At 47.5% G+C, this 25,713-nt stretch carries 21 protein-coding genes and 1 pseudogene; 15 read left to right on the top strand and 7 right to left on the bottom strand.

Features of this window, described 5'->3' with window-relative positions; genetic code table 11:
- Nucleotides 1-229: 229 nt before the first annotated feature.
- The 14 genes and pseudogenes from ACI4WN_RS05730 to ACI4WN_RS05665 all read left to right on the top strand — a co-directional run bounded on the left by ACI4WN_RS05730 (nt 230) and on the right by ACI4WN_RS05665 (nt 16,864).
- Nucleotides 230-3,844, top strand: a complete 3,615-nt coding sequence (locus tag ACI4WN_RS05730) for a glycoside hydrolase family 68 protein (RefSeq protein ID WP_439777357.1) — start codon at nt 230-232, stop codon at nt 3,842-3,844.
- A 142-nt stretch (nt 3,845-3,986) separates the two neighbouring features.
- On the top strand, nt 3,987-4,979 hold the full coding sequence (locus tag ACI4WN_RS05725) for an LCP family protein (protein ID WP_439777356.1): 993 nt from the start codon (nt 3,987-3,989) through the stop codon (nt 4,977-4,979).
- Nucleotides 4,980-5,185: 206 nt separating this feature from the next.
- Nucleotides 5,186-5,836, top strand: coding sequence for a sugar transferase (locus ACI4WN_RS05720; protein ID WP_439777355.1), 651 nt, complete (start codon nt 5,186-5,188; stop codon nt 5,834-5,836).
- A gap of 10 nt (nt 5,837-5,846) precedes the next feature.
- On the top strand, nt 5,847-6,623 hold the full coding sequence (locus tag ACI4WN_RS05715; protein WP_439777354.1) for a DUF4422 domain-containing protein: 777 nt from the start codon (nt 5,847-5,849) through the stop codon (nt 6,621-6,623).
- 61 nt (nt 6,624-6,684) lie between these two features.
- Nucleotides 6,685-7,803: pseudogene (gene glf, locus ACI4WN_RS05710) on the top strand (UDP-galactopyranose mutase); the annotation flags it as partial.
- A gap of 18 nt (nt 7,804-7,821) precedes the next feature.
- On the top strand, nt 7,822-8,754 hold the full coding sequence (locus ACI4WN_RS05705; protein WP_439777353.1) for a LicD family protein: 933 nt from the start codon (nt 7,822-7,824) through the stop codon (nt 8,752-8,754).
- On the top strand, nt 8,747-9,871 hold the full coding sequence (locus tag ACI4WN_RS05700; RefSeq protein ID WP_439777352.1) for a glycosyltransferase: 1,125 nt from the start codon (nt 8,747-8,749) through the stop codon (nt 9,869-9,871). The genes ACI4WN_RS05705 and ACI4WN_RS05700 overlap by 8 nt, the downstream gene beginning before the upstream one ends.
- A gap of 1 nt (nt 9,872) precedes the next feature.
- The gene (locus ACI4WN_RS05695; RefSeq protein ID WP_439777351.1) at nt 9,873-10,871 is read left to right on the top strand and encodes a glycosyltransferase family 2 protein; all 999 of its coding nucleotides are present in this window, start codon (nt 9,873-9,875) and stop codon (nt 10,869-10,871) included.
- A 13-nt stretch (nt 10,872-10,884) separates the two neighbouring features.
- Nucleotides 10,885-11,601, top strand: a complete 717-nt coding sequence (locus ACI4WN_RS05690) for an IspD/TarI family cytidylyltransferase (protein ID WP_439777350.1) — start codon at nt 10,885-10,887, stop codon at nt 11,599-11,601.
- Nucleotides 11,602-11,621: 20 nt separating this feature from the next.
- The gene (locus ACI4WN_RS05685; protein ID WP_439777349.1) at nt 11,622-12,686 is read left to right on the top strand and encodes an NAD-dependent epimerase/dehydratase family protein; all 1,065 of its coding nucleotides are present in this window, start codon (nt 11,622-11,624) and stop codon (nt 12,684-12,686) included.
- Nucleotides 12,667-14,100: an oligosaccharide flippase family protein gene (locus ACI4WN_RS05680; RefSeq protein WP_439777348.1), complete on the top strand. Its 1,434-nt coding sequence runs from the start codon at nt 12,667-12,669 to the stop codon at nt 14,098-14,100. Before ACI4WN_RS05685 ends, ACI4WN_RS05680 begins: the two co-directional genes overlap by 20 nt.
- A gap of 8 nt (nt 14,101-14,108) precedes the next feature.
- A complete protein-coding gene (locus ACI4WN_RS05675) occupies nt 14,109-15,008 on the top strand; it encodes a LicD family protein (RefSeq protein ID WP_439777347.1) in 900 nt (299 codons plus the stop codon).
- 22 nt (nt 15,009-15,030) lie between these two features.
- Nucleotides 15,031-15,480, top strand: coding sequence for a glycerol-3-phosphate cytidylyltransferase (tagD, locus tag ACI4WN_RS05670; RefSeq protein WP_439777346.1), 450 nt, complete (start codon nt 15,031-15,033; stop codon nt 15,478-15,480).
- 34 nt (nt 15,481-15,514) lie between these two features.
- Entirely contained in the window at nt 15,515-16,864 is a 1,350-nt protein-coding gene (locus ACI4WN_RS05665) for an O-antigen polymerase (RefSeq protein ID WP_439777345.1), read from the top strand.
- A gap of 506 nt (nt 16,865-17,370) precedes the next feature.
- Here the strand turns inward: ACI4WN_RS05665 and ACI4WN_RS05660 are convergent.
- The 6 genes from ACI4WN_RS05660 to ACI4WN_RS05635 all read right to left on the bottom strand — a co-directional run bounded on the left by ACI4WN_RS05660 (nt 17,371) and on the right by ACI4WN_RS05635 (nt 24,200).
- Nucleotides 17,371-18,600: a C39 family peptidase gene (locus ACI4WN_RS05660; RefSeq protein WP_439777344.1), complete on the bottom strand. Its 1,230-nt coding sequence runs from the start codon at nt 18,598-18,600 to the stop codon at nt 17,371-17,373.
- A gap of 3 nt (nt 18,601-18,603) precedes the next feature.
- Nucleotides 18,604-19,863 carry a DUF5776 domain-containing protein gene (locus tag ACI4WN_RS05655; protein WP_439777343.1) on the bottom strand — a complete coding sequence of 420 codons (1,260 nt, stop codon included), beginning with the start codon at nt 19,861-19,863 and terminating at the stop codon, nt 18,604-18,606.
- 157 nt (nt 19,864-20,020) lie between these two features.
- Nucleotides 20,021-21,715, bottom strand: a complete 1,695-nt coding sequence (locus ACI4WN_RS05650; protein WP_439777342.1) for a hypothetical protein — start codon at nt 21,713-21,715, stop codon at nt 20,021-20,023.
- 183 nt (nt 21,716-21,898) lie between these two features.
- Nucleotides 21,899-22,372, bottom strand: a complete 474-nt coding sequence (locus tag ACI4WN_RS05645) for a VanZ family protein (protein ID WP_439777341.1) — start codon at nt 22,370-22,372, stop codon at nt 21,899-21,901.
- Nucleotides 22,373-22,482: 110 nt separating this feature from the next.
- Nucleotides 22,483-23,565 carry an acyltransferase gene (locus ACI4WN_RS05640; protein WP_439777340.1) on the bottom strand — a complete coding sequence of 361 codons (1,083 nt, stop codon included), beginning with the start codon at nt 23,563-23,565 and terminating at the stop codon, nt 22,483-22,485.
- Between the two features lie 212 nt (nt 23,566-23,777).
- Nucleotides 23,778-24,200, bottom strand: a complete 423-nt coding sequence (locus tag ACI4WN_RS05635; RefSeq protein ID WP_439777339.1) for a GtrA family protein — start codon at nt 24,198-24,200, stop codon at nt 23,778-23,780.
- Between the two features lie 161 nt (nt 24,201-24,361).
- On the opposite strand from ACI4WN_RS05635, the gene ACI4WN_RS05630 reads away from it, so the two are divergent.
- On the top strand, nt 24,362-25,465 hold the full coding sequence (locus ACI4WN_RS05630; protein ID WP_439777338.1) for an acyltransferase: 1,104 nt from the start codon (nt 24,362-24,364) through the stop codon (nt 25,463-25,465).
- A 56-nt stretch (nt 25,466-25,521) separates the two neighbouring features.
- Here ACI4WN_RS05630 and ACI4WN_RS05625 read toward each other — a convergent pair.
- On the bottom strand, nt 25,522-25,713 hold a 192-nt coding region (locus ACI4WN_RS05625), incomplete at its 5' end, for a hypothetical protein (protein WP_439777337.1).

Below are 25,713 nucleotides of genomic sequence, written 5' to 3'. Positions count from 1 at the left end.
TTTGCTTACATTTAGCCAAAGTATAACTTAAATCTAATTAAAGTACACAGCATATTTTTTAATAAAATGAGAAGAAATATTGTAGAATAGAGGTGTATGCAAGCTGAATTTTATTGATTTTGACCAAAAAACAAGCTTGCTTGTTGTCAATTGTGTTAAGAATCGTTTGTTTAAGGAAGCATAGTATGGGAAAAAAGAAAAACATGTTCTTTTCGGCAAAGATTATTTGATGGTTTCTGCGGTTGCCTTAGGCTTACTGGCTGGCGCGGGCAAGGCCCAAACCGTTAAGGCTGATACGACTAATACCGGGTCAGATTCAGGCAACAATACCGCTAATGCGATGGTGTCAACCGATCACTCGACTACTAGCGAAAGTACGACTAGCACATCATCTACGAGCAGTACGACTTCGACTGCTGGCAAGACGGATACGACGTCAACTACCGGTAATACTCAATCATCAGCAAGTACTGGTACCACGACTACCGGCAGCGTATCTACTAATACGCCATCTAGTTCAACTAGTGAATCAGGCAGCAAGTCAACCAGCAATACCAGCACTGGCTCAACAACTAACACTAGTACTGATACAACCAAGAATTCAACTGGTACGACGACTAATACCAATACTGGCTCAGCTACCAGTTCAAGTACTGCTGGTACGAGTACTAGTAGTACTACCGGCACGACTAGTGGCAGCCAAACCAATTCTGGCTCAACGACTGGTCAAGTAACTAGTGGCGAAACTACTCAATATACTAAGTCAAATGTCAGTGAAGACGTTTCTAACGAAAACATTGGTGAAGGCTCAGCCATTTATGGCAAGCTGACCAATCAAACTGCTAAGGACAACTTTGCCAAGTTAAACGATACTGCTAAGAAGATTTTATCAGCAGCCATTCGCGAAGGCAGCAGCGTTGAATTAGACAAGCTGACTGACAAGGAAATCACTGCCTTGAACAAGATGACCTTGACCAAGACCGAAGACAGTGAATACACGATGAAGGACTATGACTCCATCACTAGCAAGATCGTTAACCGCGAAGCTAGCTCCCAAATTCCTTTGATGAAGGGCGACAAGATCGAAAACATGCCAGGCTTGGCTAGCGTCAAGGATGCTGAAACTGGTGAAAACGCCAAGATGGAAATTTGGGACTCTTGGCCAGTTCAAGATCCTGAGAGCGGCTATGTGGAAAACTGGAATGGCTACCAATTAGTAGTGGCCATGATGGGGATTCCGCACAAGAGCGACAGTCACTTGTACCTGCTTTACAACAAGTATGGCGACAACAACTTCGCTAATTGGAAGGTTGCTGGCTCAATCTTTGGCTACAGCAATGATCCATCAACCGGTCAATGGTCTGGCTCAGCCATGCTCAACAGCGATGGCTCAATTCAATTGTTCTACGCTGACGTGCACTGGGAAGAAGACAATAACCAAAAGATTGCTACGGCAACGATTTACTTAAACCACGACAATAATTCTGTTTCCATCAACCGGGTTGAAAATAACAAGATTCTCTTCACTGGTGACGGTACGGTCTACCAAAACTATGACCAATGGAAGAATGGCTCAGATCGTTCATCTGACAACCCACAATTAAGAGATGCTCACGTCTTTAAAGATAGCGATGGTACTTACTACCTGGCCTTTGAAACGGCTACTGGCAACAATGGGGATGACCCAGCCGATGGCGAAAACATGTATGAATGGGGCAGATACGGCGGCAATGCATCATACAACCTCAGCGAATTCTTCAAGCTGGTTAACGACGATACTATGTCAACTAAGGCTAAGGTTGCTAACGGCGCAATCGGCTTCTTGAAGTTGGACATGTCAGATCCTAAGAATCCAAAGATTGCCGTTGATGCAACTGGCAAGCAAGAATTGTACAAGCCACTAGTTAAGACGATCTTGTCAGGGGATGAAATTGAACGTCCTGACTTGATCAAGTTGAATGGCAAGTACTACCTGTTTACTGACGGTCGTTTAACCCGGGCTGCTGATACCGACTTAGTAGTAAAAGCTAATACCACAATCGGTGACAACGTTGCGATGCTTGGTTTTGTTTCTGATCGGGTTGATGGCGGTTATGTTCCACTTAACGGTGACGGCTTAGTCTTGGGTGCTTCAGTACCATCAACTTGGCGGACGGCAACTTATTCATACTATGTTGTTAAGATTAACCCTAAGAACTTAAAGAGCGATAAGATCACAGTTGGCGGCGTAACTTATGACAAGGACTACTTCGTCAACCACGTTGTCTTAGTCAATGCTTACATGAGCAACCGGGCAGAAATGGCTGGCAAGGATAAGGATGCAACCCTTGGGCCAAGCTTCTTAGTCCTGATCGATGGCAACAAATCCAAGGTTTTGGCTGAATCAACCACTGACCAAGGCGTTTGGGACTGGAACGAAGGCAGCGCAAAGCCAGAATTTACTGCTACTTCAGTCAAAGAAGCTAAGGCTTCAACTGACAGCTACATCTATCAAGTGAAGATTAAGGGTTACAACTACCTCTACAAGGATACTGGTGCTGATGGCTCAATCCATATGCAAACTGGCTTCCAATATGTTCCTGCTAAGGATCAAACTTACTACTATGATCCAGCAACTGGTCATATGCTTTACGGCTTCCAAAAGATTGATGGCAAGACTTACTACCTGGACCCAACCACTGGTGCTAGAGTTTATGGTCAAGTTAAGATTGATGGCCAATCATACTACTTTGACGCAAACGCTGTAATGCAAACTGGCTTCCAAAAGATTGGCGACAAGACTTATTACTATGATGCAACCACCGGCCAAATGCTTTACGGCCTGCAAAAGATTGGTGACAAGACTTACTACTTTGACCCAACCACCGGTGCAGAAGTTTACGGCCAAATCAAGATCGACGGTCACTGGTACTACTTCGACAAGACTACCGGTGCAATGTTGACCGGCTTCCAATACATTGATAGCCAAAAGAAGACCGTATACTACGATCCAGCAACTGGTCAAATGCTCTACGGTCTCCAAAAGATCGATGGCAAGACTTATTGCTTTAACGCAGTAACTGGTGCCAAGGTTTACGGCCAAGTTAAGATGAACGGCAAGTGGTACTACTTCGACAAGAAGACCGGTGCAATGCTGACCGGTTTCCAATATATTGCTAGTCAAAAGAAGACCGTTTACTATGATCCAGCAACTGGCCAAATGCTTTACGGCTTCCACAAGATTAGTGGCAAGACCTACTACTTTAACCCAGTAACTGGTGCAAGATACTACGGTCAAGCCAAGATTAGCGGTCACTGGTACCTCTTTGACAAGAAGACCGGCGTCATGCAAACTGGCTTCAAGTACATTGCTAGTCAAAAGAAGACTGTCTACTACGACACCAAGACCGGCCGGATGGTTTACGGCCTGCGCAAGATCAGCGGCAAGTGGTACATTTTTGACAAGAAGACTGGTGCCAAGATCAGCTACCAAAAGGTTAGCGAATACCTGCGCCTGAAGACCAACTCTGCACTTTACACTGCCAAGGGCAAGAAGACCAAGGCCAAGACCTACAAGAAGGGCAAATTCCTCAAGGCAACCGGAGTTCGCGTCGTTAAGGGCAAGCTGTACTACAAGCTGACTAATGGCAAGTACATCAAGGCCGGCAATGCTACTGTTGGCAAGAAGAGAACCCTTAAGAAGAACGCTTATATCTACACCAAGAAGGGCAAGAAGCTGGTTCATGCAAAGAAGGCTCTGAAGAAGGGGACTAAGAAAGTTACCTACGGTTCAGTAGTTGTCTTTAAGGGCAAGAAGTACTACGCTGTAGCAAATGCTAAGTACGTCAAGGCAGCTAACTTTTAGTTAGAGTTAATTCGAAAAATCTCGCATTTATGCGAGATTTTTTGTTTCTTTCTTTAAAAAAAGCTAAAAATTTACCTAGTAAGAGACATAATGCTTGATCTCCTTTATAATTGAGGTATTGACTTTGAAAGATAGGATACAGGTGAAAACTGTGAATAATAACACAAATCTGAATACCAGGGTAGGCAAGCGGAAGAAAAAGAATAAGTTTTGGCGGATTTTCTGGGCAGTTATTGCAGTCATCGTGATTGGCATCGGTGGCTTTGCAGCTTATGAATACAATAATATAAAAAACGCCGCTAATACCGCTTACCGGTCAGGTGGCTTGTCTGATGCCGAAAACGGTAGTAAGAGTTCTGTCTTGAGCAATTCTAAGCCGATTGCCATTCTTTTGATGGGGACTGACACCGGGGCTTTGGGCAGAACTTATAAGGGCCGGACGGACTCCATTATGGTGGCGGTCTTGAACCCAAAGACCAAGAAGACGACCTTGGTCAGCTTTGAAAGAGACATGCAGGTCAACCTGCCTGACTATCCAGAACATTCACCATCGAAGCTGAACGCAGCTTATGCCTATGGCGATGCCAAGGAATTAGCCAAAGTTTTGAAGAACTACTTCAATATCCCAATCAACGCTTATGTCTTGATCAATATGGGCGGCTTGAAGACCATCGTTGACAAGGTTGGCGGGGTTGATGTTGCGCCGGTTCTGTCCTTTAGCTACGAAGGCTACACCTTCACCAAGGGTGAAACCACCCACATGGACGGGGCTAAGGCACTGGCTTACTCCAGAATGCGTTACGATGACCCTCAAGGCGACTACGGCCGGCAAAAGCGTCAACGTCAAGTCTTGAAGGCCCTCTTGAAGAAGGCTGAAAGCTCAACTAGCTTGCTGAACGCCAGCTTCATCAATTCCCTGTCTAAGAACGTCCAAACTGACATGGACTTCTCTGACTTGAAGAGTTTGGCAACTAGTTACACGTCAGCTACCAAGAACTTGACGACTGACTACACTCACGGGACTGGCTACATGCAAGATGGCGTGTCATACCAAAAGATCTCAACTGCTGAACGGCAAAGAATCAGCAACTTGATCAGAAAGGCCATGGGTCTGAAAACTAAGAAAGTTAGCTAAGATTTAAAGGCTGGACGTTAAGTCCAGCTTTTTTATTGCCAAACAACTTTTGGCCAGGATTGTTATCTTTAGCTAAAAAATGATATACTTGTCAAGTATAATGGCTTGAATAGTACCTCGTGAATTAAGGCAAAAACGAGTGATAGTGAAAAAATGCTAGGCAAGCAATAGAGAATCATAAATACGGAAAATAGGTTGTTGGTTAGATGACGAGTGAAAACAAGTTAGTCGAAGAAAAGAATTTAGGCTTTTATAAGTACGTTAAAAGATTTTTGGATATTTTAGGCAGTTTGCTAGCCCTAATCGTCTTTTCTCCACTATTTTTGATCTTGGCGATTATCATTAAAAGCCGCGATGGCGGCACGGCTTTCTTTGCTCAAACTAGAATTGGCAAGGGCGGCAAGCCTTTTAAAATGTACAAGTTTCGGTCAATGAAGATGAATGCCGAAGAAATCCTGAAGAGCGATCCTGAGCTCTACCAAAAGTATGTCGCAAATGACTACAAGCTCTTGGCGGAAGAAGATCCTCGCATTACCCCGATTGGCCGTTGGATGCGGCGGACTTCTGTCGATGAATTGCCCCAATTTTTGAATATCTTAAAGGGCGACATGAGCATCATTGGTCCGCGCCCCGTTGTTGAAAAAGAACTGGAAGAATACGGCGACCGCAAGGCAAAGTTCTTGTCAGTACGGCCTGGCGCCATGGGCTTGTGGCAAGCTACCGGCCGCAGCAACATCGGTTACCCTGAGCGCTGCGACGTTGAGCTGGAATATATCGACAATATTTCTTTTGCCTACGACGTGAAGATTTTCTTTAAGACGATCGCAAGCATTTTTAAGAGTGAAGGAGCCTACTAAAGTGGCAAAGATGAAGATTAAAGTTTTAGTAGCTGCCCACAAAGAATTTCCCATGCCAAAGGACCCAGTCTACCTGCCGGTCCTAGTTGGTGCCGTGAAAAACTACCGTGATGGCATCCCCTACCAAAGAGATGACGAAGGGGACAACATCTCAGCTAAGAATCCTTACTATTCAGAATTGACCGGTGTCTACTGGGCATGGAAGAACCTTAAAGACGTTGATGCAGTGGGCCTGGTCCACTATCGACGCTATTTTTATGTGAAAAAGCCCTACACTTTGGAGAACGTAGCGACAGAAGCTGATTACGCCCACTTTTTGCAAGATTACGACGTGATCGTGCCGAAAAAGCGGCATTACTACATCGAGAGCAACTATGACCACTACGTTCACGCCCACCCAAGTGAACCGATCGACAAGACCCGGGAAATCCTGGCCAAGGACTACCCAGACTACCTGCCAGCCTTTGACATGATGATGAAGCGGCGCAGTGCTCACATGTTCAACATGTTCGTGATGAAAAAGGATGCCTTTGACTCATACTGCAGCTTCGTTTTTGACGTCTTAGAAAAACTGGAAGGCCAGATCGACATTTCTGGCTACTCCAAGCAGGATCAGCGGGTTTATGGCTACATCTCTGAGCGTTTGATGGATATCTGGCTTTACACCACCAAGCAGCGCTTTATCGAAATGCCTTGGGGGCAGATCGGCGGGGAAGCTGTAATTAAGAAGGGCTTCAACTTGATCAAGCGCAAGCTGGGCATCGGCAAGAAGCAAACCCACTTTTAGCGAATAAAGATATCAAACAAAAACAAGAGCAAAAAATAAAGAGAAAAAGCAAAATAAGGAGAAGAAGCAGATGAGTAAGTATTTAGTCGTTGGTGCAGGCCTGTTTGGTGCCGTTTTTGCCCACGAAGCTGTTAAGCGCGGCCATGAAGTCACGGTGATCGATAAGCGCGATCACATTGCCGGCAACATCTACACTAAGGAAATCGACGGGATCCAAGTCCACCAGTATGGTGCCCACATTTTCCACACCTCTGACAAGGAAGTTTGGGAATACGTGCAGCAGTTTGCGGAATTCAACCGGTACACTAACAGCCCTGTGGCCAACTACAAGGGCCACATGTACAACCTGCCTTTTAACATGAACACTTTTGCCCAAATGTGGGGCATCCGGACTCCTCAAGAAGCTCTAGACAAGATCAATGAGCAGCGGGCCGAAATGGCGGGCAAGGAACCTCAAAACCTGGAAGAACAAGCTATTTCTCTGATCGGCCGGGACATCTACGAAAAATTGATCAAGGGCTACACCGAAAAGCAGTGGGGGAGAAAGGCGACGGAACTGCCAGCCTTCATCATTAAGCGGGTACCTGTACGGCTTATCTACGACAACAACTACTTCAACGATGACTACCAAGGCATCCCAAAGGGCGGCTACACCAAATTGGTTGCAAACATGCTGAAAAGCGACAAGATCACCGTTGAAACCAACACCAACTTTTTTGACAAGAAGAACGAATACCTCAAGGACTTCGACAAGGTGGTTTACACCGGTCCAATCGACGAATTCTTTGATTACAAGCTAGGTGAACTGGAATACCGGTCACTGCGCTTTGAAACTGAAGAAGTGAACGTGGGCAATTACCAAGGCAATGCGGTTATCAACTACACTGATGCCGAAACGCCTTATACACGCGTGATCGAACACAAGCACTTCGAATTTGGCAAGGGCGACCCTGACAAGTCCGTCATTACCCGCGAATACCCAGCCAACTGGAAAAAGGGCGATGAACCATACTACCCAGTCAACAACGACAAGAACAACGCCCTCTACGCCCAATACAAGGACTTAGCTGCTAAGGAAGACGCCAAGGTGATCTTCGGCGGCCGGCTTGGCCAATACAAGTACTACAACATGGACCAGGTAATTCGGGCAGCGCTGGACGCAGTGAAGGAAGAATTTTAAGGAGAGATCGATTCTTAAATGAGCAAGTTAGGAACTAAGGACGGCTTTGCGGCCCAAAAGACGGTTTTTGCGGGCAGCGACAAGGTGGTTTACGTTGAAGGCGAAGATCTGAAAAAGCTGAAGGCAACCCTCTTGGGGATGCTGGGCGACTTCATGCGGGTCTGCGAAAAGTATGACCTGACCTACACCCTGAGCGGGGGCTCAGTCTTAGGCACCATCCGCCACCAGGGCTTTATCCCTTGGGACGACGACATCGACGTCAACATGCCCCGCAAGGACTTTAATAAGTTAAAAGAAGTCTTCGCCAAAGAACTGGGTCAAGACTACCGCCTCTTAGCTCCGGAACTGACCAAGGGCCATGGCAATTCGGCCAGCCGCTTTGTCAAAAAGGGCACGGTTTACCGGACCTTCAGCGACATTGCTGAGCCCCGGGAAAACTGCGGCGTCTGCATCGATATTTTTGTGCTGGAAAATACGCCTGACAATGCCTTTTTAAGAAACCTGCACGGCTACCTGTGCCTGGCGGTCGGTTACTTGCTAAGCTGCCGCAAGGTCTATGACTATTTGCCCAAGCTCTTGGAATTCCAAGATACGCCGGAAATCCGGGCGGCTTTTGGCAAGAAGTACAAGATTGGCCGCTTCTTCAAGTTCCTGCCGCTTGATACGGTGACGCGCTGGACCTACAAGGTCTATTCTGCGTCGAAAAACGACCAGTCCAAGTTTGTGACGATTCCCAGCGGCCGCAAGCACTACTTTGGGGAAATGGATACCCGCAAGAACATGTGCGAAAGCAAGGAAGGGACTTTTGAAGGGATGACCGTCAAGATCCCTTACGGCATCGACAGCTACATGAACCGTCTCTATGGGCCTGACTACATGACTCCGCCGCCTGCTGATAAGCGGGAAAAGCACCCACTCTTTGAATTTGACTTGGGGGAAGACCATGATTAAAGCTTTGTTTATCAGAGGGATGCTCTACTACGATGGCGTCAGTGCCGTGGAATACGAGTGGATCAAGGCTCTAAAAGGCCGGGTTCACTATGACTACGCCTTGCTGGACCCTGACAAGAGCGTACCCAGCAAGGAAGAGGCCGTTAAGGCCTTGGGCTGCCAGATCTATCCGCTGCGCTATGAATCATCATCTTCTTTAGCCAGTCACAAGAACCGGGAGAAGGTCTTGAAGGACTTTTTGGTCAAGCATGACTATGACGTGGTTCATATCGATACTGACCTTTTAAGCCGCTATGACGCGGCCAAAGTGGCTAGGGAAGCTGGCGTCAAAAAGGTGATCATCCACTCCCACAACGCCATGCGGGACCTGCACGGGATCCAAAAATTGCCTTTGGTAGCTAGCTTAGAGCGCCATTTGATTGGCAAGTACGCCACCGACCTGGCTGCCTGCTCGCATGAAGCCGCTCAGTGGCTCTTTAGTCCAAAGGATCAAAAGCGGGTCAGAATCATCCACAACGGGATCGACCGCGCTCAGCATACTTTTGATCAAGACCGGCGAGACCAGCTCAGACAAAAGTTGGGGATTAGCGATGATACCCTGGTGCTTGGCAATATTGGCCGCCTGGCTGACCAAAAGAACCAGCTTTTCTTGCTGGACATTTTTGCTGAAGTAGCTAAAAGACAAAAGGCCAAGCTGATCTTGATTGGCAGCGGGGATAAAGAGGCTGAAATTCGGTCTAAGATTAAAGCTTTGGGCTTAAGCGACCAAGTAATTTTAATCACGGCGACTGACCAAATCCCGGACTACCTCTATGCCATGGACGTCTTCGTCATGCCATCTTTATATGAAGGCCTGCCGATGACTCTGCTAGAGGCCCAAACCAGTGGCCTGCCTTGCGTGATTTCAGACGTGATCAGCCGGGAAATGGACTTCCCAGGCCTGATCAAGCGGGAAAGTCTGAGTGCGCCAGCTGACCAGTGGGCTGAATTAGTGCTTGACACGGCTAAAAATGCCCAAGGTCTAGACCGGCAAAAAGAGGCCCAAGTCTTGACCGAAATCGGCTATGACAATGAAGAGTCAGCTGAACAGGTTTATCAAATGTACGTAGGTGAATAAAGTGAGTAAAGTTCTCTCAATCAGCGTTGCCGCCTATAATGCGGCCGACTGCTTAGACAAGTGTATTGCTTCTTTAACCAATAATGCGGTTTTAGACAAGCTGGAAATCATCATCGTCAACGATGGCTCAAAAGATAATACGGCTGAACTGGGCCGCAAATACCAAGCGCAATTCCCAGATTCCGTGGTCTTTATTGATAAGGAAAACGGCGGCCATGGCTCAACTATCAATGCCAGCTTAAAAGTGGCAACTGGCAAGTACTACAAGATCGTTGACTCTGACGACTGGGTGGAAAAAGCCGGGATTGAGCAGCTGGTCCAGGCTCTGGAAAAGAGCGATGCTGACCTAGTTTTAAACAGCTTTTACACCGTGGACGAGCAAAGCGGAGAAAAGACCTTCAAGAGCGTTTTTGATGGCGCAGCTCCCAAAAACGCCAAGACTTTGGCTGACATCAAGGACAGCTACAACCCGGTCATGCACGGGTCCACTTTTAAGACTGAGCTTTTAAGAAAATGCCACTTAAAGATCGATGAGCACTGCTTCTACGTGGACAATGAAATGATGCTCTATCCTTTGCCTTACATCGAAACGGTTGAGGTCTTGGACTTCCCGGTTTACGACTACCTTTTGGGTTCAGTCAACCAAAGCGTGAACATGAAGAACATGATCAAAAACCGCGCTCAGCACGTGCAGGTGATCGAAAAGGTGTCCAAGTACTACACCGACCAAGTCACCGACCCAGCAGTCCGGGAGATCTACTTGCGCTTGCTCCAAAAGATCGTCAACAAGCAGTACCAGATCTTCTTTATCATGGATGCCCAAAAGGCCAAGCCAGAGCTTTTGGCCTTTGAAAATTATCTAGAAAAAGAAGCACCGGAAATCTACCGGCAGGTACCAGCCATGACTGGCCGCAAGGGCCAAGTCATCAGCTTCAACCGCAAGACCGGCTACAAGCTTTACGGCTTGACTTTGGCTCTGCTGAAGCCCTTAATGAAGTAAGGAGGCAAAAATAATGAGCAACATTGCAATCATTATCGCTGGCGGCGTTGGCAAGCGGATGGGGCAAAGCATCCCCAAGCAGTTTATCAACATCAACGACAAGCCAGTTTTAGTCTACACTTTAGAATCCTTCCAAAAGCATCCCCAAATCGATGCGATCGAACTGGTCTGCTTAGACGGCTGGCAAAACGTGGCTGAAGCCTACGCTGCCCAATACGGCATCAGCAAGCTCAAGTGGGTCGTAACTGGCGGGGCGACCGGCCAGGAATCGATCAGAAACGGGGTCTACAACCTGGAAGGCAAGGTCAAAGATGACGACGTCATCTTGATCCACGACGGGGTGAGACCGCTTTTGAATAACGAGGTCATCTCTGACGTTATCGTCAAGTGCCAGCAATACGGCAACGCGGTAACGTCCATGCCTTATAACGAGCAGATTTTTGTCATCGATGACGACGATGAAACGACCACCCATAAGTACATCCCAAGAGAAACCCTGAGACGGGTCTCCACCCCGCAAGCCTACAATTTTGGCCTGCTGGATGAGAAGTACCACGAAGCCTTTGAAAAAGAAATCGGCATCTATGGTTCTTCTTACACCAACACCATGATGGTGGACTTGGGGGTTGAGCTCCACTTTGCGGCGGGCTCTGACATGAACATCAAGCTGACCACGCCGGAAAACTTGGACTTCTTTAAGGCATACCTCAATACGAATCATTTGGATTAAGTGAAAGCGAAGCGGGAAAAATGCTAACCAATAATCCCTTTTATCTGACTGAGCTCAAAGACTGGGCTGAAAAAGATCAAAACTGGACGATTTTAAAGAATCAGGCCATCATGATTGCCGGGGCGACTGGCATGATCGGCAGCGGCCTGGTCGACTTCATCATGTATTTGAATGAACATAGCGACTTAAACTGCCAAATTGTTGCCCTCGGCCGCAACTTGGAAAAGGCTAAAAAGCGCTTTGGCGCTTACCTGGCCAGTCCCCAGTTTACCTTTGTCCAGGGCGACATCAACGAAGGGATTAACTACACTGGAGACTGCGACTACCTGATCCAGGCGGCAAGCAACACCCACCCCTTGGCCTATTCCCACTTCCCAATCAGTACGATCACGACCAATGTGATCGGGACCAATAATTTGCTGGATTACGCGGCGCGGCACGGCGTTAAGCGGGTCATCTTTTTGTCATCGGTGGAAATCTATGGGGAAAACCGGGGCGACGTCGACAAGTTTAAAGAAGACTACCTTGGCTATCTCGATTCCAACACCTTGAGAGCCGGCTACCCTGAAAGCAAGCGGACGGGTGAGGCCCTTTGCCAGGCTTATATCAAGGAAAAGGGCTTGGACTGCGTGACATTACGCCTGTCCCGCTCCTTTGGGCCAACCCTTTTGCCATCAGACACCAAGGCCTTGTCCCAATTTATTAAAAAGGGCCTGGCTCATGAAGACATTGTCTTAAAGAGCAAGGGGAACCAGCAGTACTCTTACATTTATTCTCTAGACGCGGTTTCCGCCATCATCTTTGCCCTGGCCAAGGGCGAGTGCGGGGAAGCCTACAACGTGGCTGGAGAAAAGTGCGATACGACCTTGAAGAACTTAGCTGAAACCGTCGCTGACTTGGCCGGACAAAAGGTGGTCTTTGAGCTGCCCAAGGCTGACGAAGCAGCCGGCTATTCCACGGCTACCAAGGCCTTGCTGGATACCACTAAATTCCGCCAGCTGGGCTTTCAGGCGGAGACGGACTTAAGAGCAGCTTTAGCTGCCACGATGAAGATTTTGGGAGACAATGAAGAATCCAAGCATTAAAAAGAACATCATTATTAGTACCCTTTACCAGATTCTGTCGATTCTGACGCCCTTGATTACGGCACCATATGTTTCCAGAATCATTGGGACCGGTGGGATCGGGGCCTACAGTTATACCTCGGCCAACCAGACCTACTTCTCCTTGATCGCTGCCTTAGGGACGGCGTCATACGGGATGCGGGAAATTGCTAGAAACCGGAATGACAAGGTCAAAAGAAGCCAGCTCTTTTGGGAAATTGAGCTCTTAAGCGTCTTGACTTCAGTTGTCATGCTGGTCATCTGGGCGATTTTTATCGGTTTTCAGAAACAGTACCATGTCATGTACCTGATCTTGACCTTGAACCTGTTCAACACCATGCTGGACATCTCCTGGTTCTTCGATGGGCTAGAACAGTTCCAATACACGGTAACTAAAAATGCCCTGGTTAAGATTGCCGGTGTGATCTTGATCTTGCTTTTTATCAAGAGTCCAAAAGATACCAACCTGTACGTCTTCATCATGACCGGGACCACCTTGCTAGGGACCATGTCCATGTGGCTGGAACTGCACAAGTTCGTCATCAAGACGCCAATCCAGTTTAGCCACCTGGCTACCCACTTCCATGAAACCTTGATCTACTTTATCCCAACCATTGCGACTTCCATTTATACCTATATGGACAAGTCCTTGATCGGGATCATCACCAAGAGCAGCGCGGAAAATGCCTACTATGAGCAGGCGACCAAGATCATCAACCTGACCAAGGCCGTAACTTTTACCGCTGTTAACAACGTTTTGGGTGCGCGGATTTCCTTCCTTTTTGCCCAAAAGCGGATTGACGAAATCAAGGAGCGGATTCGGGGGTCAATCGACTACATCCTCTTTATCGGGGTGGGGATTGGCTTTGGCTTGATCGGGATTTCTGATACCTTCGTGCCGATCTTCTTTGGGCCAGGCTGGGGCAAGGTTGTCTTGCTTCTTCGCCTCTTTAGCCCGCAGATCGTGATCATCGGGATTTCTAACTGCCTGGGGGCCCAGTACTACAACCCAGCCGGCTTAAGAAAGCAGAGTGCGGTTTATATTATCATCGGGGCCGTGGTCAACTTCCTCTTGAACCTGGTCTTGATCCCGCGCTTTGCCAGTGCTGGGGCGACCTGTGCCTCGATCGTGGCTGAACTGACGATCAGCATTCTCTACTTGAAGAATTCTAACGGCTTCTTGGACGCCAGCTATATCTTCAAGGTCTTGTGGAAAAAGCTCCTGGCTGGGGCCGCCATGGCGGCAGTGATTTTGCTGCTAAACGGCTTGGGCGTTGGCAACTTTATCAAGCTGATCATCCAATTTGTAGCCGGCAGCGCAACGTATTTGGCTATTTTAATGCTGCTCAAGGACCAGTCCTTTAAGTTCATGCTGAAGATGGTTAAGAGGGGATAATAGAAAAAATGGATATTCAGTTAAAAATTGACCCTGACTTTTTTAAAGAAGAAGTCAGAAATGACTATACGATTTCACCAAAGATGAAGAAAATCTGGGCGGTGGAACTGGACCTGCTCAAGCAGCTGGACGACTTTTGCCAAGAGCATGGCCTGACTTACTACCTGTCAGGTGGGTCCTTGCTAGGCGCTGTCCGCCACCAGGGCTACATCCCTTGGGACGATGACGTGGACGTGATGATGCACCGGGCCGACTTTGACAAGCTCTGCCAGCTGGCGGACTTTCAAGAGCCGTACTTCTTCCAAACTGAAGATACGGACCCAGGCTCCATGCGGGGCCACGCCCAGCTGCGGAACTCCCAGACGACGGCGATCTTAGAGTCAGAGCGGCCCTTCAAGTATCCTTTTAACCAGGGGATTTTTATCGATATTTTCCCGCTGGACAATGTGCCAGATGACCTGGAAGAGCGGCAAAAGTTCGTGGCTGACACCAAGCACCTGAAGTACCGGGCTAATCAATATTACCGCTACTGCCTGGGCAAGCCTAATGCCAAATTGTCTGGTTTAAGAAAGGCCGTGCTTTACACCCACTTCTTTTTCTTAAAGCAAAAATATGGCAAGCGGAATCCATACTATGAAAAATTTGCCCGGGAAATGGTGAAATATAACGGGCAAGAAACCAAGGAAGTCATGATGGTGACCTTGAGCACTGACAAGTGCTGCTGGCCAAGAGAAGAGGTCGGTGAAACCATGCGGGTGCCGTTTGAAATGTTAAACTTGCCAATTGCCAAGGATTATGACAAACTGTTAACCAAGCAGTATGGCGACTGGAAGACTCCGGTGAAGGCACCAACCATGCACAATGGCGTCCTTTTTGATCCAGACAAGTCTTACAAAGAATACCTCTAGAAAGGCTAGTGACAGCTGAAGAATGAAAAGAGTAATTACGTACGGCACCTTTGACCTCTTGCACTATGGTCATATCAACCTTTTGCGCCGGGCCAAGGCCTTGGGCGACTACTTGATCGTGGCCTTGTCCACCGATGAGTTCAACTGGAATTCCAAGCACAAGAAGACTTATTTTTCTTATGAAGAAAGAAAGCAGCTGCTTGAAGCCATCCGCTACGTTGACCTGGTTATTCCGGAAAAGGACTGGAACCAAAAGAAGAGCGACATGCATGAATACCACATCGACACCTTTGTCATGGGGGATGACTGGAAGGGCAAGTTTGACTTTTTGAAAGACGAAGGCGTGGACGTAGTCTACCTGCCAAGAACGCCGGAAATCAGCTCTTCCAAGATCAAGCACGACCTCTATGACGCCAACGAAGTCAGCGAAAGTCAGCTTTCTCATGATGATTTGAACACCAACCCTGAATAAGCTGATACAGTAAAAATATAGAAGAAAGAAAAGTATGATCTATCTGTTATTTCTCGTTACTTGCTTGTTAACCGCTGGGGCCTACTATGGGTCAAACCGCGAACTGTTGGCACCGGCCGTCATCTTTGCGGGCGGCTTTGCCTTTTCTGAGCTTTGGGCCTTGGGCTTTGTGAAGCAGTGGAAATTGAACCTCCACCTCAACACCTTTATCGTGCTGGTTGGCGGGATCAGTGCCTTTATTTTAGGTGCGCTCTTGATCCACTGGCTTTTTGGCAAGAAAAATCCCCAAAAAGCAGAAACGGTCAACTTTAGCTGGTCTTGGGGAAAGCAGGAGATCGAGCTGAACCGCTGGCTGCTAGTGGCACTCTTAGTCTTGGAAATTGTCACCATGATCGTGACCGTGATCGAGATGCGAAATATGGTGGGCGGACACAACGTTTTTGAAACTATGGCACGCTACCGGCAAAGAACGACCTTTACGGCTGGCGACAGCAAACTGCCAAGCTACGTCTACAACTGCCGGACCTTTGTCATGGCAGGGGCTTACTGGATGGCTTACGTGATCGCCAACAATTTTTGGGCCACCAAGAAGGTGCCGATTTTTCCATCAGTGATTTTCGTGATTGCCATGTTGAACAGCATGCTTTTTGGCAACCGGGGCGGGGCCATCAACATGATGATCGCCTTGATTGTCTGCTTGGGCATGGTCTACGGCAAGCGGACCGGCAAGCTGCGCTTTAGCTGGAAACTCTTTTTGGCCTTGGCGGTAGCTGGGACAGTCGTCTTGCTGTCCTTTAGAACGATCGGGAATATGATGGGGCGGAACTCCCACGTTATCCCGCTTAACGAGTACTTGGCAGAATACCTGGGGGCCCAGATCAAGAACATCGACAGCTTCTTGAATGAGCCGCATCCCCGCAATTTTATCTGGGGGCAGCAGACTTTTGCTGAATTAATCAAGTGGATCGGGCCCAAGTTCGGCGTTGACGCCCACTACCAGCTCTACTTGCCAATGCGCTTTGTTGGTCGCTACCACCTGGGCAATGTCTGCACGACTTTTGCCGCCTTCTACATGGACTTTGGCTACGCCGGCGTCTTTATCTTGAGCGCCTTGATGGGAGTAATCTCCCAGGCCGTCTTTGAACTAGCGATGCTAACGCGCTTGAGTGGCCGGGTGGACTACGCCACTGTAGTCTACGGCTACATCTACCCATCCTTAGCCTTCTCTTTCTTCTCCAACCGCTTCTACAGCCAGCAGGTTTCGCCGCTTTTCTTGAAGTGCCTAGTCTTCTGGGCAATCTACAACATCATCTTCTGCGACTGGGACGAGACGGTCGACTGGGTGAAGGGACACCTGCCGCGCAGGGCTAAGAAGTCTAAATAATTTTTGTCCGTGGCGTATCCACGGACTTTTTGTTTTAATTTAGAAAAAGTCTCCTTTTGATATTAACTAGCCGGTGGTAGGTCTTCTTTTTATATCATCTAGAGCAAACGAAGTCTCCTTTCTATCTTAACTGCCAGACATGAGGTCTCCCAAGTATATCATCTGGCAGTCCTGAAGCTTTTTGACAAGAGCAGATGACATACTGGGGAGACCTGGACAAAAGTAGATGATATACTCGGGAGGCCTGGACAAAAGTAGATGATATACTGGGGAGACCTGGACAAGAGCAGATGACATACTGGGGAGACCTGGACAAAAGTAGATGATATACTGGGGAGACCTGGACAAGAGCAGATGACATACTGGGGAGACCTGGACAAAAGTAGATGATATACTCGGGAGGCCTGAATAAAAGTAGATGACATACCGGGGAGAATTTCGACAACTTAGAGAAGATTAAAAAAGGCATCAAGTTCGATGAACTTGATGCCTTTTAGCTTAGCCAATTAGTAGCTGAGAGCCCGCTGGTGGCCGCGCAGCCACTTCAGGGTAGAGTAGTGGTGCCAGAAGCTAGAAGCGCTCATAGACGCCTTTTTGCCGGTCCAGGGGTCGTTGTAGTAGATCCGAGACCCGTTGTAGCCGGTCAAAAGCAAAGCGTGGTTAGGGAAGTGGTCAACCCAGGAAACCCACACCACGACTGGGTGGTGCTTCCAGAGCTGCTTTTTCAAGTTAGTGAGGCTAGAGCCTGACATGTTCTTGAAATGGCCCAGATACTTTCTAACCAGGATGCCGAGCCCTAGAGGCGCAATCCAGGTGCCGGTCCAAGAATATGGATTGCCGACAAAGCCTAGGTTGGGGTTGGCGCTACGCGGAGTAGCGGCAGCCGCCTGGTACTTGCTGATCTTTTTGCCAGCGTAGTTCAGCATCATGGCCGCCGCGGTAATCTCGCAGCCGGTGACTAAAGGCCGCTGGCCAATAGCCTTGGCCTCTAGGCGCAGGCCAGTAACGTTACCACTCTTTTTGTTAATCCAGTAGTAGCTCTTCTTGGTTTTAACGCTTTTAAAAGCCTTCCGGTAGGTCTTGACGCTGAAGTAGTTGTAAGTCGTCTTGTTGACCTTCCGCAAACCGGATAAAAGCTTGCCATTGCTGCCACTGAAATACCAATAGCGGCCGTACTTCTTGAGCCCTTTTTGTAAAGTCCCAGCCTGGCTGAAGAGGTAAGAGCTCTTACCGATCTTGTTTACCCCTTGAAGCAGATGGCCGTCAGCGGCAAAGTAGTATCTTTGCCCCTGCAGAGTCTGCCAGCCGGTCAGCTTCTTTTGGCTCAGGTAGTAGTAGCGCTTGCCATTAATGGTCTGCCAGCCATCTGGGATCTGCTGGCTGTTTTGCCCAGAATTGTTGTCGGAATTTTGGCTATTCTGATTGTTTTGGCTATTTTGATCAGAACTATTGCCATTGTTCTGCCCATTCTGGGAATTTTGCTGGCTGCTGTTTTGACTAGTTTGTTGACTGTTTTGTTGTTGCTTGTTCTGTTGATTGCTGTTTTGCTGGCTGGTTGGCTGAGAAGTTTTCGCCGCTTCAACCTTTTTGCTCTGGCTTTGGCTGCTTTGCTTAGTGGCCGTGACAGCTGCAGTTTTCTCTTGCAGCCGCTGGTCAGCTAGCACCTTTTTAGCTCCAGGAGAAAAGGTCAGACAAGCTGAGCAGGCTGCCAGCAAAGCGATTGCCCTGATTTTCATCGGCTAGATAAATGGCCGCTTGATGCCGGCAATCACGTTGCGTTGGTAGTTGGAAATTGGTTGCACCATGATGCGTGGTGGCCAGCTTTCGATGACCATGTTGTGGCCCAGGTAGATTGCAACGTGCCAGATGGTACGGGTACCTGGTTGGTAGTAAAAGACCAAGTCGCCCCGTTGACGGCTAGCGTATGATACCCGCTTCAGCTTTCTGTCAGCCCAAAGGTTGCGGGAGTTCCATTCGTTGCCTGGGTGGGCGTGGCCGATGGCACTAACTGGTACAGGGCTGATCCCGCCGGCGTAAAGACTTTGGATAACCAGGCCAGAGCAGTCAGTACCGTAGCGTGGCATGGATGATGAGCCAACCAGGTACGGGTGGTTCAAGTACTTGTAAGCGTGGCGGATCATGGCTTCAATGTGGGCTTTTCGTCCTTGCCAGGCTTGAGCGCCAAGCGGTGCCGTATAGGAGTCGATTTGGGTGAAGAGCTTCTTGCCCAGGCCCAGCTTGGTCCAGGTTGCTTGGTCAACGTTACCAGTCACTTTTAAGTGGTGACGAGCCTGGAAGTTGCGGACAGCATACCAGGTAGCGGTGTTGTACATGTTGTAGCCGTTGTAAGTGCCAAGGCGCTTCATGATCAAGTAAGTCTTGATCCCTTCATAGCCGCGCCCAACCGTGTAGCCGACCTTGCCGTAAGGCTTAACCCGGGTGTAGTGAACTTGGTGATACTGCTTTGGGTTTTGGTATGGCTTAACCGTTGCTAAATCGCTCTTTTTGGCAGCTACGTACTTGCCATTTGACAATTTCAAGTATGGAACGCCATCTTTATTTTTAGCAAAAGACTTTACCAAGTAGTGGGTGCCCTTGCCGGCATTTTGCACCTTCTTGGTCAAGGCGGTGTTCTTGTACAAGGCAACCGTCTTCTTCAAGCGAACGACTACTGGCTTTTTGTTTAAGTAGTCCTTCAGGTTGATCTTAACGACCTTCTTCTTTGGCGTAGTCGTCTTTTTGGTCTCGCTGCTGGTCTTGGCTGCTGGATCAGTTTGACCGTTAGTGTTAGCCGCAGTCTTTTGATCAGTGGCAGCGGTCGTTTGGACAGCCGTCTTGGTTTGATCAGTAGTTGCTGCAGTGGTTTGACTGGTTTGTGCCGTGGTCGCTGCAGCTGTTTGACTGCTGCTATTAGTTTGGCTGTCTGCCAAAACCGGACTAGCGGACAGGGCTAGGCCAGCCAGCAGGGCAGCGGCTAGTTGAAAATGACGCTTATTCATCGTTTTCCCTCTTTCTCTTTTCTTCTTTTTCCACACGCGACCTTTTGATGGATCAAGGCCACATTAACACACTTATTATATAATATTCTTACTGAAGAAATAAAGGATTAATTTAACTTTTTTAGTAAAAGACTCTGAAAACAGTGAAAAAAGCACCCTAAGGTGCTTTGAAGTATAACTTATTACGATATATAAATAAAATGAGGCTGAGCCAAGCGAGGGCACTGACACCGATGGCCCAGAAATACAGGCTTGCTGGCTGGTAGCTGACCGTGATGGTATTGCTGCCAGAAGATAAGTGAACTAAAACCGTGCCCCGTTTGCTTTTCTGGTAGCTGACTTTTTTGCCGTTAACAGTGACGGCAGTGTGCTGGTAGGCTAAAGCTGGCAGGTTGACGGTGCTGTTTTTGGCAAGCTTGACATGGTAGGTCAAGCGGTTGGCCCCGCTAGTTGGGTTCAGCTTTTGCTTTTTCCCATTAAGGTAAGCGTAGTGTCTAGCGATGGACTTCAGTCGCTTTTGGCTAGTCCGCGCAGCTTCTGGGTAGTAGTCGTAAGCTCCGTAAACGACCTGGTAGTTAAAGACCTTGTTATAGTCTTCGTTTCGCACCGTCCTTTGCGGCAGCTTGACTATCTTGCTTGGACTGACGCTGGCTAGCGGCGTATAGGACTTCATGGCTTCGACCTGCAGGTACATGGAAGCTGAGAAGGTTAAAAGTCCGGCCAGGGGCAGGAGGTAGATAACGGCTTGCCTTTTTTGACCAGGCACTTTTGCAATTGCCAAAGACAAGTATTTAGCTAACAGGACACTGACAAAAAGTCCACAGTAGGACAGGTAGCGGGCCGTCAGCTGGACCTCGCCCAGGATGGTTTTGGATAAAAAGCTCCAAGGCAGGATGGTCGTGGCAAAGATGAAGGACGCGATCCCCAAGCCGTAAATGATCCAGTCCTTCTTGCCCTTAAGCCAGAGCCAGCCAGTCGCCAAAAAGGCTAAGAGGTAAAAGCTTAATTTCCAGCCCCGGCCAAAGCCAAAGGAGGATAATATCAATTGGAAAAAGCCCAAGCTATAGGAGATGCCAGGCTTGGCGGCGCTGACGCCCTGGCCTAAGAAGTCGGTGACAAAAGGTACAACAATTGGCAAAATTAAGCTAAAGCAGACGCCTCCGCTCAGCAAGAGGCTGAACAGTCGCTCTTTTTCCAATTTGTGGTCTAAGACCAGCTTGATGATAAAGATGATCAGGCAAAATTCCAGGACCAGCATGATGGACAAGATGTGGGCATAAGCGACAAGCGCCCCGCCGATGGCCAGGTAGTACCATTTTTTCCGGTTGCCAAAAAGAATTTCATAGTAGCCTAAAAAGACCAAAGGCAAAAAGCCAGCCGCGATGAATTCGCCAAAGACCGCCGTCCCCAGGTAAATCCGGTAGGGGGTGAAGACGTAGAGCAGGGTGAAGAGCAAACTCGGCAGGCTTTTGCCTGAGAAACGCTTCATGCTGAAGTAGCTGATGTAGACAGCCATCAGGGTGATCAAGAGATACCAGCCGTAAAAGGCGTTGACTGGGGCCAAGACAAAGCGCAGAAGGGCCCAGGGATAAAAGAAAAAGTAGGGGTAAAAAAGAAAGGACCCGGCGCCAGTCTTAGAAAAGGTGCGGCTGGCAATGTAGGTAAAGGGGTGGCCGCTTTTTAAATTTTGGTAGATTTCTTCAACCCGGGAAACGTGAAAGCTCCAGTCTGACCAGGCATAAAGGCCGTGGGTCCTTTGCATGTAAAGGGTACCCAAGAGGGCAACGAGGGTCAAAAGGCCGAGGTAGACCAAATCGTGATGCCGTTTAAAAAAGTTCTTGTTTAAATTCATTAGTTTGGTAATCGTTGCAATGATTGTTTATCGTTTTTCTTGCTTTTCTTGCATTTTTTCTAATTGGATAGTTAGTACTCTCATCTTATCATTTTCACTAATTGGCTTCAAAGTTTGGCAAAGAAAAAAGCGCCATACGGCGCTAGTTATCAACTGCAAATAATATTTTATGAACTTTTGTCTTTACTTGTTTTTGACCATGACCTTACTGGTCTTGCTTTCGCTGAAAAAATATCTAATCAAGAACACGAGGCCAATCCCCAAAAGGTAGCCGGCAATGTCAAAGGGAAAGTCGGTGGGGTCAAATTCCCGGCCCGGCACCAGCAATTTGCTGGTTTGGTCGAGCAAGGACCAGCCGGCGCTCAGCAAAATGGCATCCAGTACGTAACGCTTACGGCCTAAGCTGCTAAAAAGGCAGCAGGCACTGGCCCCTAAGGCGAAGTATTCCGCCGTGTGGGCAAACTTCCGCATCATGTGGTAGACCGGGTATTCCGGCGTGACCGTCCCGGTTAGGTGGAAGTGGACTTTTTCAAAAACGTTGACGAATTTCAAAGTCAGCTGGGCAGAGTGGCTAGAATTTTGAAAAGTGAAGGCACTGATGGCCAGAGCTGAGCCCACGCACAGCAAAAGTGCTAGTAACCTGTAATTTTTTCGCATCAAAATACCCTTCTTTCCTCGAACTTGCCTTCTAGGATAGCACCTGTAAAGAATGAGTTAAAGAAAAAAGGGTTAAGCATTACAATTTTTTAATAATCTGTCCTTGGGAATTACATGGCCGTAATTCTGTTAACTTTAGGAATTTTGCTGATGATAATGGCTGACAAGTAGCTCAAGGCAAAGACGATCAGAAAGATCAGGATCCGCATTAAGAAAGAGTTGCCCTTGACGTATTTGGCAATGAGCATAATAAAAATGTAGTGGGTCAGGTAAATGCCCATTGTGTGCTGGCCAACGCTGCTGACCAACTTGCTAAAAAGTCCCTCGCCAGTTTCAACTGGCAAAAACAAAGCCAGCAAGGCTAAAATCATTACTGGCATAAACAGTGAGTGGTAAGTAAAGGATGGATTGTAAACTGCGCTAGTCAGGTAGCCCAAGGACCAGCCAACTAGAACCGCGATGACGTAGCTGACAAAACCAAGCAAAATAATTTGCTTCCGGTATTTTTGGATAGCATCGAGATTTTGGTAAACCATCCCGCCCAGCATGAAGTAAAAGACAAACCAATCATAGTTGATAAAGTCAAAGACCGCTAAGAAGGAAATTGCTTCGCTTAAGAGATTGCTGCCAGTCAGGGCGACCAGGTACTGGTTGACGATTTTTAAAAGGGAAAGTCCCACAGTAAAGAAGCTGACAACGATAAAAAGGTACTTAAAGTAGTCAAAGTGCTCAAAGTGCTCTTCGTATAGGACCTTTAAGATAGGAACAAGGAGGTAGAGGGCCAGCAGGCTCTGCAAGAACCATAAAACGCCAGAATATTTGCTTTCATTTCGCGTGTTCAAGATTGAATCGATTAAAAACTTAAGCGAAAAATGAGCATTGGGATCAAGGAAAATGCCGATGGTTGTTAAGATTGCACTCCACAATAAAAGCAATAGAAAGATATTTTTGATTTTTTGCCAATGCCGCTTCATGGTAAAATGCGACTTCCCTAAAAGCAGGAAGCCGTTGATAAAGACAAAGATCGGTACGCCTTCTGATGCCAAACGCAGTGCGTATTGCAAGTGGTTGGCAGCAGTGGGATGACTCAAATAGTTAATTGACCACAAGGGAACGTGCAAGGCGATCACCATTAAGACTGCCAGAGCCTTCATCGCATCTAAGTAAAATAACCGCTTTTTGCTTTTGGTCATAGTCTTCCCCCACTTTTGAACAACATATATTTATTTCGCTAAAATTGTATCATACCATTACTTTGATTTTAGATACTAATTCTATTAGAATGATCTTTATATAACTAATTGACTAATAAAAAGGCGATACATTGATCTTGAGGGCAAGCAAAAACGGGAATAACAAGCCTTTTGGCTGATTATTCCCGTTTAAAATATATTGTAAAAAAAGCTTACTTTTTAGACTTGAAAATCCAGAACTTGCTGGCAACGTAGTTCAAGATGATGACTACGACGTTAGAAACGATCTTGATCACCATGTCATTTAAGCCCATCTGTTTAGCAAAGATGAACATGATCAGCCAGTCTAAGATCCCGGTGCCCAGACGCGCCGCAAAGAAGGCCAGGATTTCCTTCCAGTAGTCCTCAAAGGTCTCAGCTTCGCTGTGAAAGACCCACTTGCGGTTGGTGAGGTAGGCAAAAAGAACTGAAGCAAACCAGGCGATGATGTTGCTGACCATCATGTAGACGTGGAAGGCCCGGTAAAAGAGCCAGTAGGCGACGATGTTGACGACGGTTGTCAAAACGCCGAAGATGACGTAGGGGATCATGTCCTTGTACTTGTCCCAGAGCTGATTGATTTTTTCTTTGTCCATAAATCTTGATCTCTTTCTTTAATATCCTGATTTATAAAATAGCTAGAAACTTATCTCTTAGCTTAAGCTTTAAACATCAGTGAAAATCATAGCACAAAACGTGGTATAATTTTTACCAGTTTTGATCAACATAACCATTTTTTAAGAGGAATGAAAAGAGAGTGAAATTGAAGCGCTATCTATCACTAGATTATATCAGAGCTTTGGCCATTATTTTTGTGGTTAGTTTACATACTAAAATTTACTTTTTTAACGCTACCGTTCATGGCTCAATGGCTAACCTGATTACCGTCTTTGGCCGGCTGGGGGTGCCGCTCTTCGTCATGCTGACGGGCTTTTTGATGCTGGGCCGGGACTATGAAAACGAAGGCTATTTAAAAAAGTACCTGAAGCGGAACTTTTGGCCGCTGGTCGTCGCCTTTGAATGCTGGAATTGGCTTTGGTACCTCCTGGCCAAGTCGCCGTGGCTCCGCTATGGCAGCTTTATCCCGCGGTTAGACACGACGCTCAAGGCCAGCTTTTTCGCTAGCCCCACCAATTCCGCCCTGTGGTACTTGCAGATGATCATCCCGATTTACCTGGGCTTGCCGATTCTGGCGACCTTGATCAAAAAGGTGAAAGTGCCGGAGTATGTCAACTTGTTGCTAGGGCTGGTGCTCTTGTCTGGGACGGTGATCCCTACGGTTAACTACTTACTAGCTGCTTTAAAGCTGCCAGAAATCGTGGTGCCAATGATCGGCATGAACCTCTTCTCGCCCAAGCTTTGGGGCAACAGCGTCTGGACCCTGTATCTTTTGTGCGGCTACGGCGTGAAGAAGGGCTTTTTCAAAAAGCTGCCGTCCTGGACCTTATTGCTCGGGATGCTGTCAGCCTTTTTAGCCGCTTGGGGCCTGCTGAACCAGGGGAAGGATTTCGTCTCTTATGATTCAGCCTTGATTGTACTCGCTGCCGTTAGCCTATTTGAATTGGTTTACCGCTTGGAAGCAAAACTAGCAAAGGCTCCAAAGCTTCTCAACCAACTGGCTAATTGCCTGAGCCGCTACTCTTTTGCGGCTTACATGCAGCACTTGACGGTGGCTGGGATCACTAGCGGCTTTTTCTACAAGATCTTGCGGATCAACCTGCTGAATTCCGGCCTTGGCTTAGCCAAACAGTTTTTATGCTACCTAGTTTTTGTAATCCTTAACTTTGCAGGGACCTTTTTGATAACGTTTATTTTGAAAAAGATTCCGCCAGTTAAGAAGTGGCTGTACCTGATGAAGTAAATAAAAAGCTCAGATCTAATTAAAGATCTGAGCTTTTTATTTGGACTAAAGACTGATTACTTCTTCTTTGAAGTCTTCTTGCTAGTCTTCTTTACTGCTTTCTTGGCAGTTTTCTTAGTAGACTTTTTAGTCGTCTTCTTAGAAGCCTTCTTGGTAGTCTTCTTAGTTACTTTTTTTTTAGTACTTTTCTTAGTTGACTTTTTAGCAATGGTCTTCTTGGTTGACTTCTTAGCAGTAGTCTTCTTGGT

The sequence above is a fragment of the Lactobacillus sp. genome, from assembly GCF_051893255.1.
Classification (GTDB): Bacteria; Bacillota; Bacilli; order Lactobacillales; family Lactobacillaceae; genus Lactobacillus.
The sequence above is the reverse complement of the archived record's forward strand: the minus strand, read 5'-3'. Positions and strand labels throughout refer to the sequence as shown.

Excerpts from the sequence above, each read along its gene's own strand:
- ACI4WN_RS05730 (WP_439777357.1), top strand. The coding sequence starts at position 230 with ATGGTTTCTGCGGTTGCCTTAGGCTTACTGGCTGGCGCGGGCAAGGCC.
- ACI4WN_RS05720 (WP_439777355.1), top strand. The coding sequence starts at position 5,186 with ATGACGAGTGAAAACAAGTTAGTCGAAGAAAAGAATTTAGGCTTTTAT.
- ACI4WN_RS05715 (WP_439777354.1), top strand. The coding sequence starts at position 5,847 with ATGAAGATTAAAGTTTTAGTAGCTGCCCACAAAGAATTTCCCATGCCA.
- ACI4WN_RS05705 (WP_439777353.1), top strand. The coding sequence starts at position 7,822 with ATGAGCAAGTTAGGAACTAAGGACGGCTTTGCGGCCCAAAAGACGGTT.
- ACI4WN_RS05700 (WP_439777352.1), top strand. The coding sequence starts at position 8,747 with ATGATTAAAGCTTTGTTTATCAGAGGGATGCTCTACTACGATGGCGTC.
- ACI4WN_RS05690 (WP_439777350.1), top strand. The coding sequence starts at position 10,885 with ATGAGCAACATTGCAATCATTATCGCTGGCGGCGTTGGCAAGCGGATG.
- ACI4WN_RS05685 (WP_439777349.1), top strand. The coding sequence starts at position 11,622 with ATGCTAACCAATAATCCCTTTTATCTGACTGAGCTCAAAGACTGGGCT.
- ACI4WN_RS05680 (WP_439777348.1), top strand. The coding sequence starts at position 12,667 with ATGAAGAATCCAAGCATTAAAAAGAACATCATTATTAGTACCCTTTAC.
- ACI4WN_RS05675 (WP_439777347.1), top strand. The coding sequence starts at position 14,109 with ATGGATATTCAGTTAAAAATTGACCCTGACTTTTTTAAAGAAGAAGTC.
- tagD (WP_439777346.1), top strand. The coding sequence starts at position 15,031 with ATGAAAAGAGTAATTACGTACGGCACCTTTGACCTCTTGCACTATGGT.
- ACI4WN_RS05665 (WP_439777345.1), top strand. The coding sequence starts at position 15,515 with ATGATCTATCTGTTATTTCTCGTTACTTGCTTGTTAACCGCTGGGGCC.
- ACI4WN_RS05660 (WP_439777344.1), bottom strand. The coding sequence starts at position 18,600 with ATGAAAATCAGGGCAATCGCTTTGCTGGCAGCCTGCTCAGCTTGTCTG.
- ACI4WN_RS05655 (WP_439777343.1), bottom strand. The coding sequence starts at position 19,863 with ATGAATAAGCGTCATTTTCAACTAGCCGCTGCCCTGCTGGCTGGCCTA.
- ACI4WN_RS05650 (WP_439777342.1), bottom strand. The coding sequence starts at position 21,715 with ATGAATTTAAACAAGAACTTTTTTAAACGGCATCACGATTTGGTCTAC.
- ACI4WN_RS05645 (WP_439777341.1), bottom strand. The coding sequence starts at position 22,372 with ATGCGAAAAAATTACAGGTTACTAGCACTTTTGCTGTGCGTGGGCTCA.
- ACI4WN_RS05640 (WP_439777340.1), bottom strand. The coding sequence starts at position 23,565 with ATGACCAAAAGCAAAAAGCGGTTATTTTACTTAGATGCGATGAAGGCT.
- ACI4WN_RS05635 (WP_439777339.1), bottom strand. The coding sequence starts at position 24,200 with ATGGACAAAGAAAAAATCAATCAGCTCTGGGACAAGTACAAGGACATG.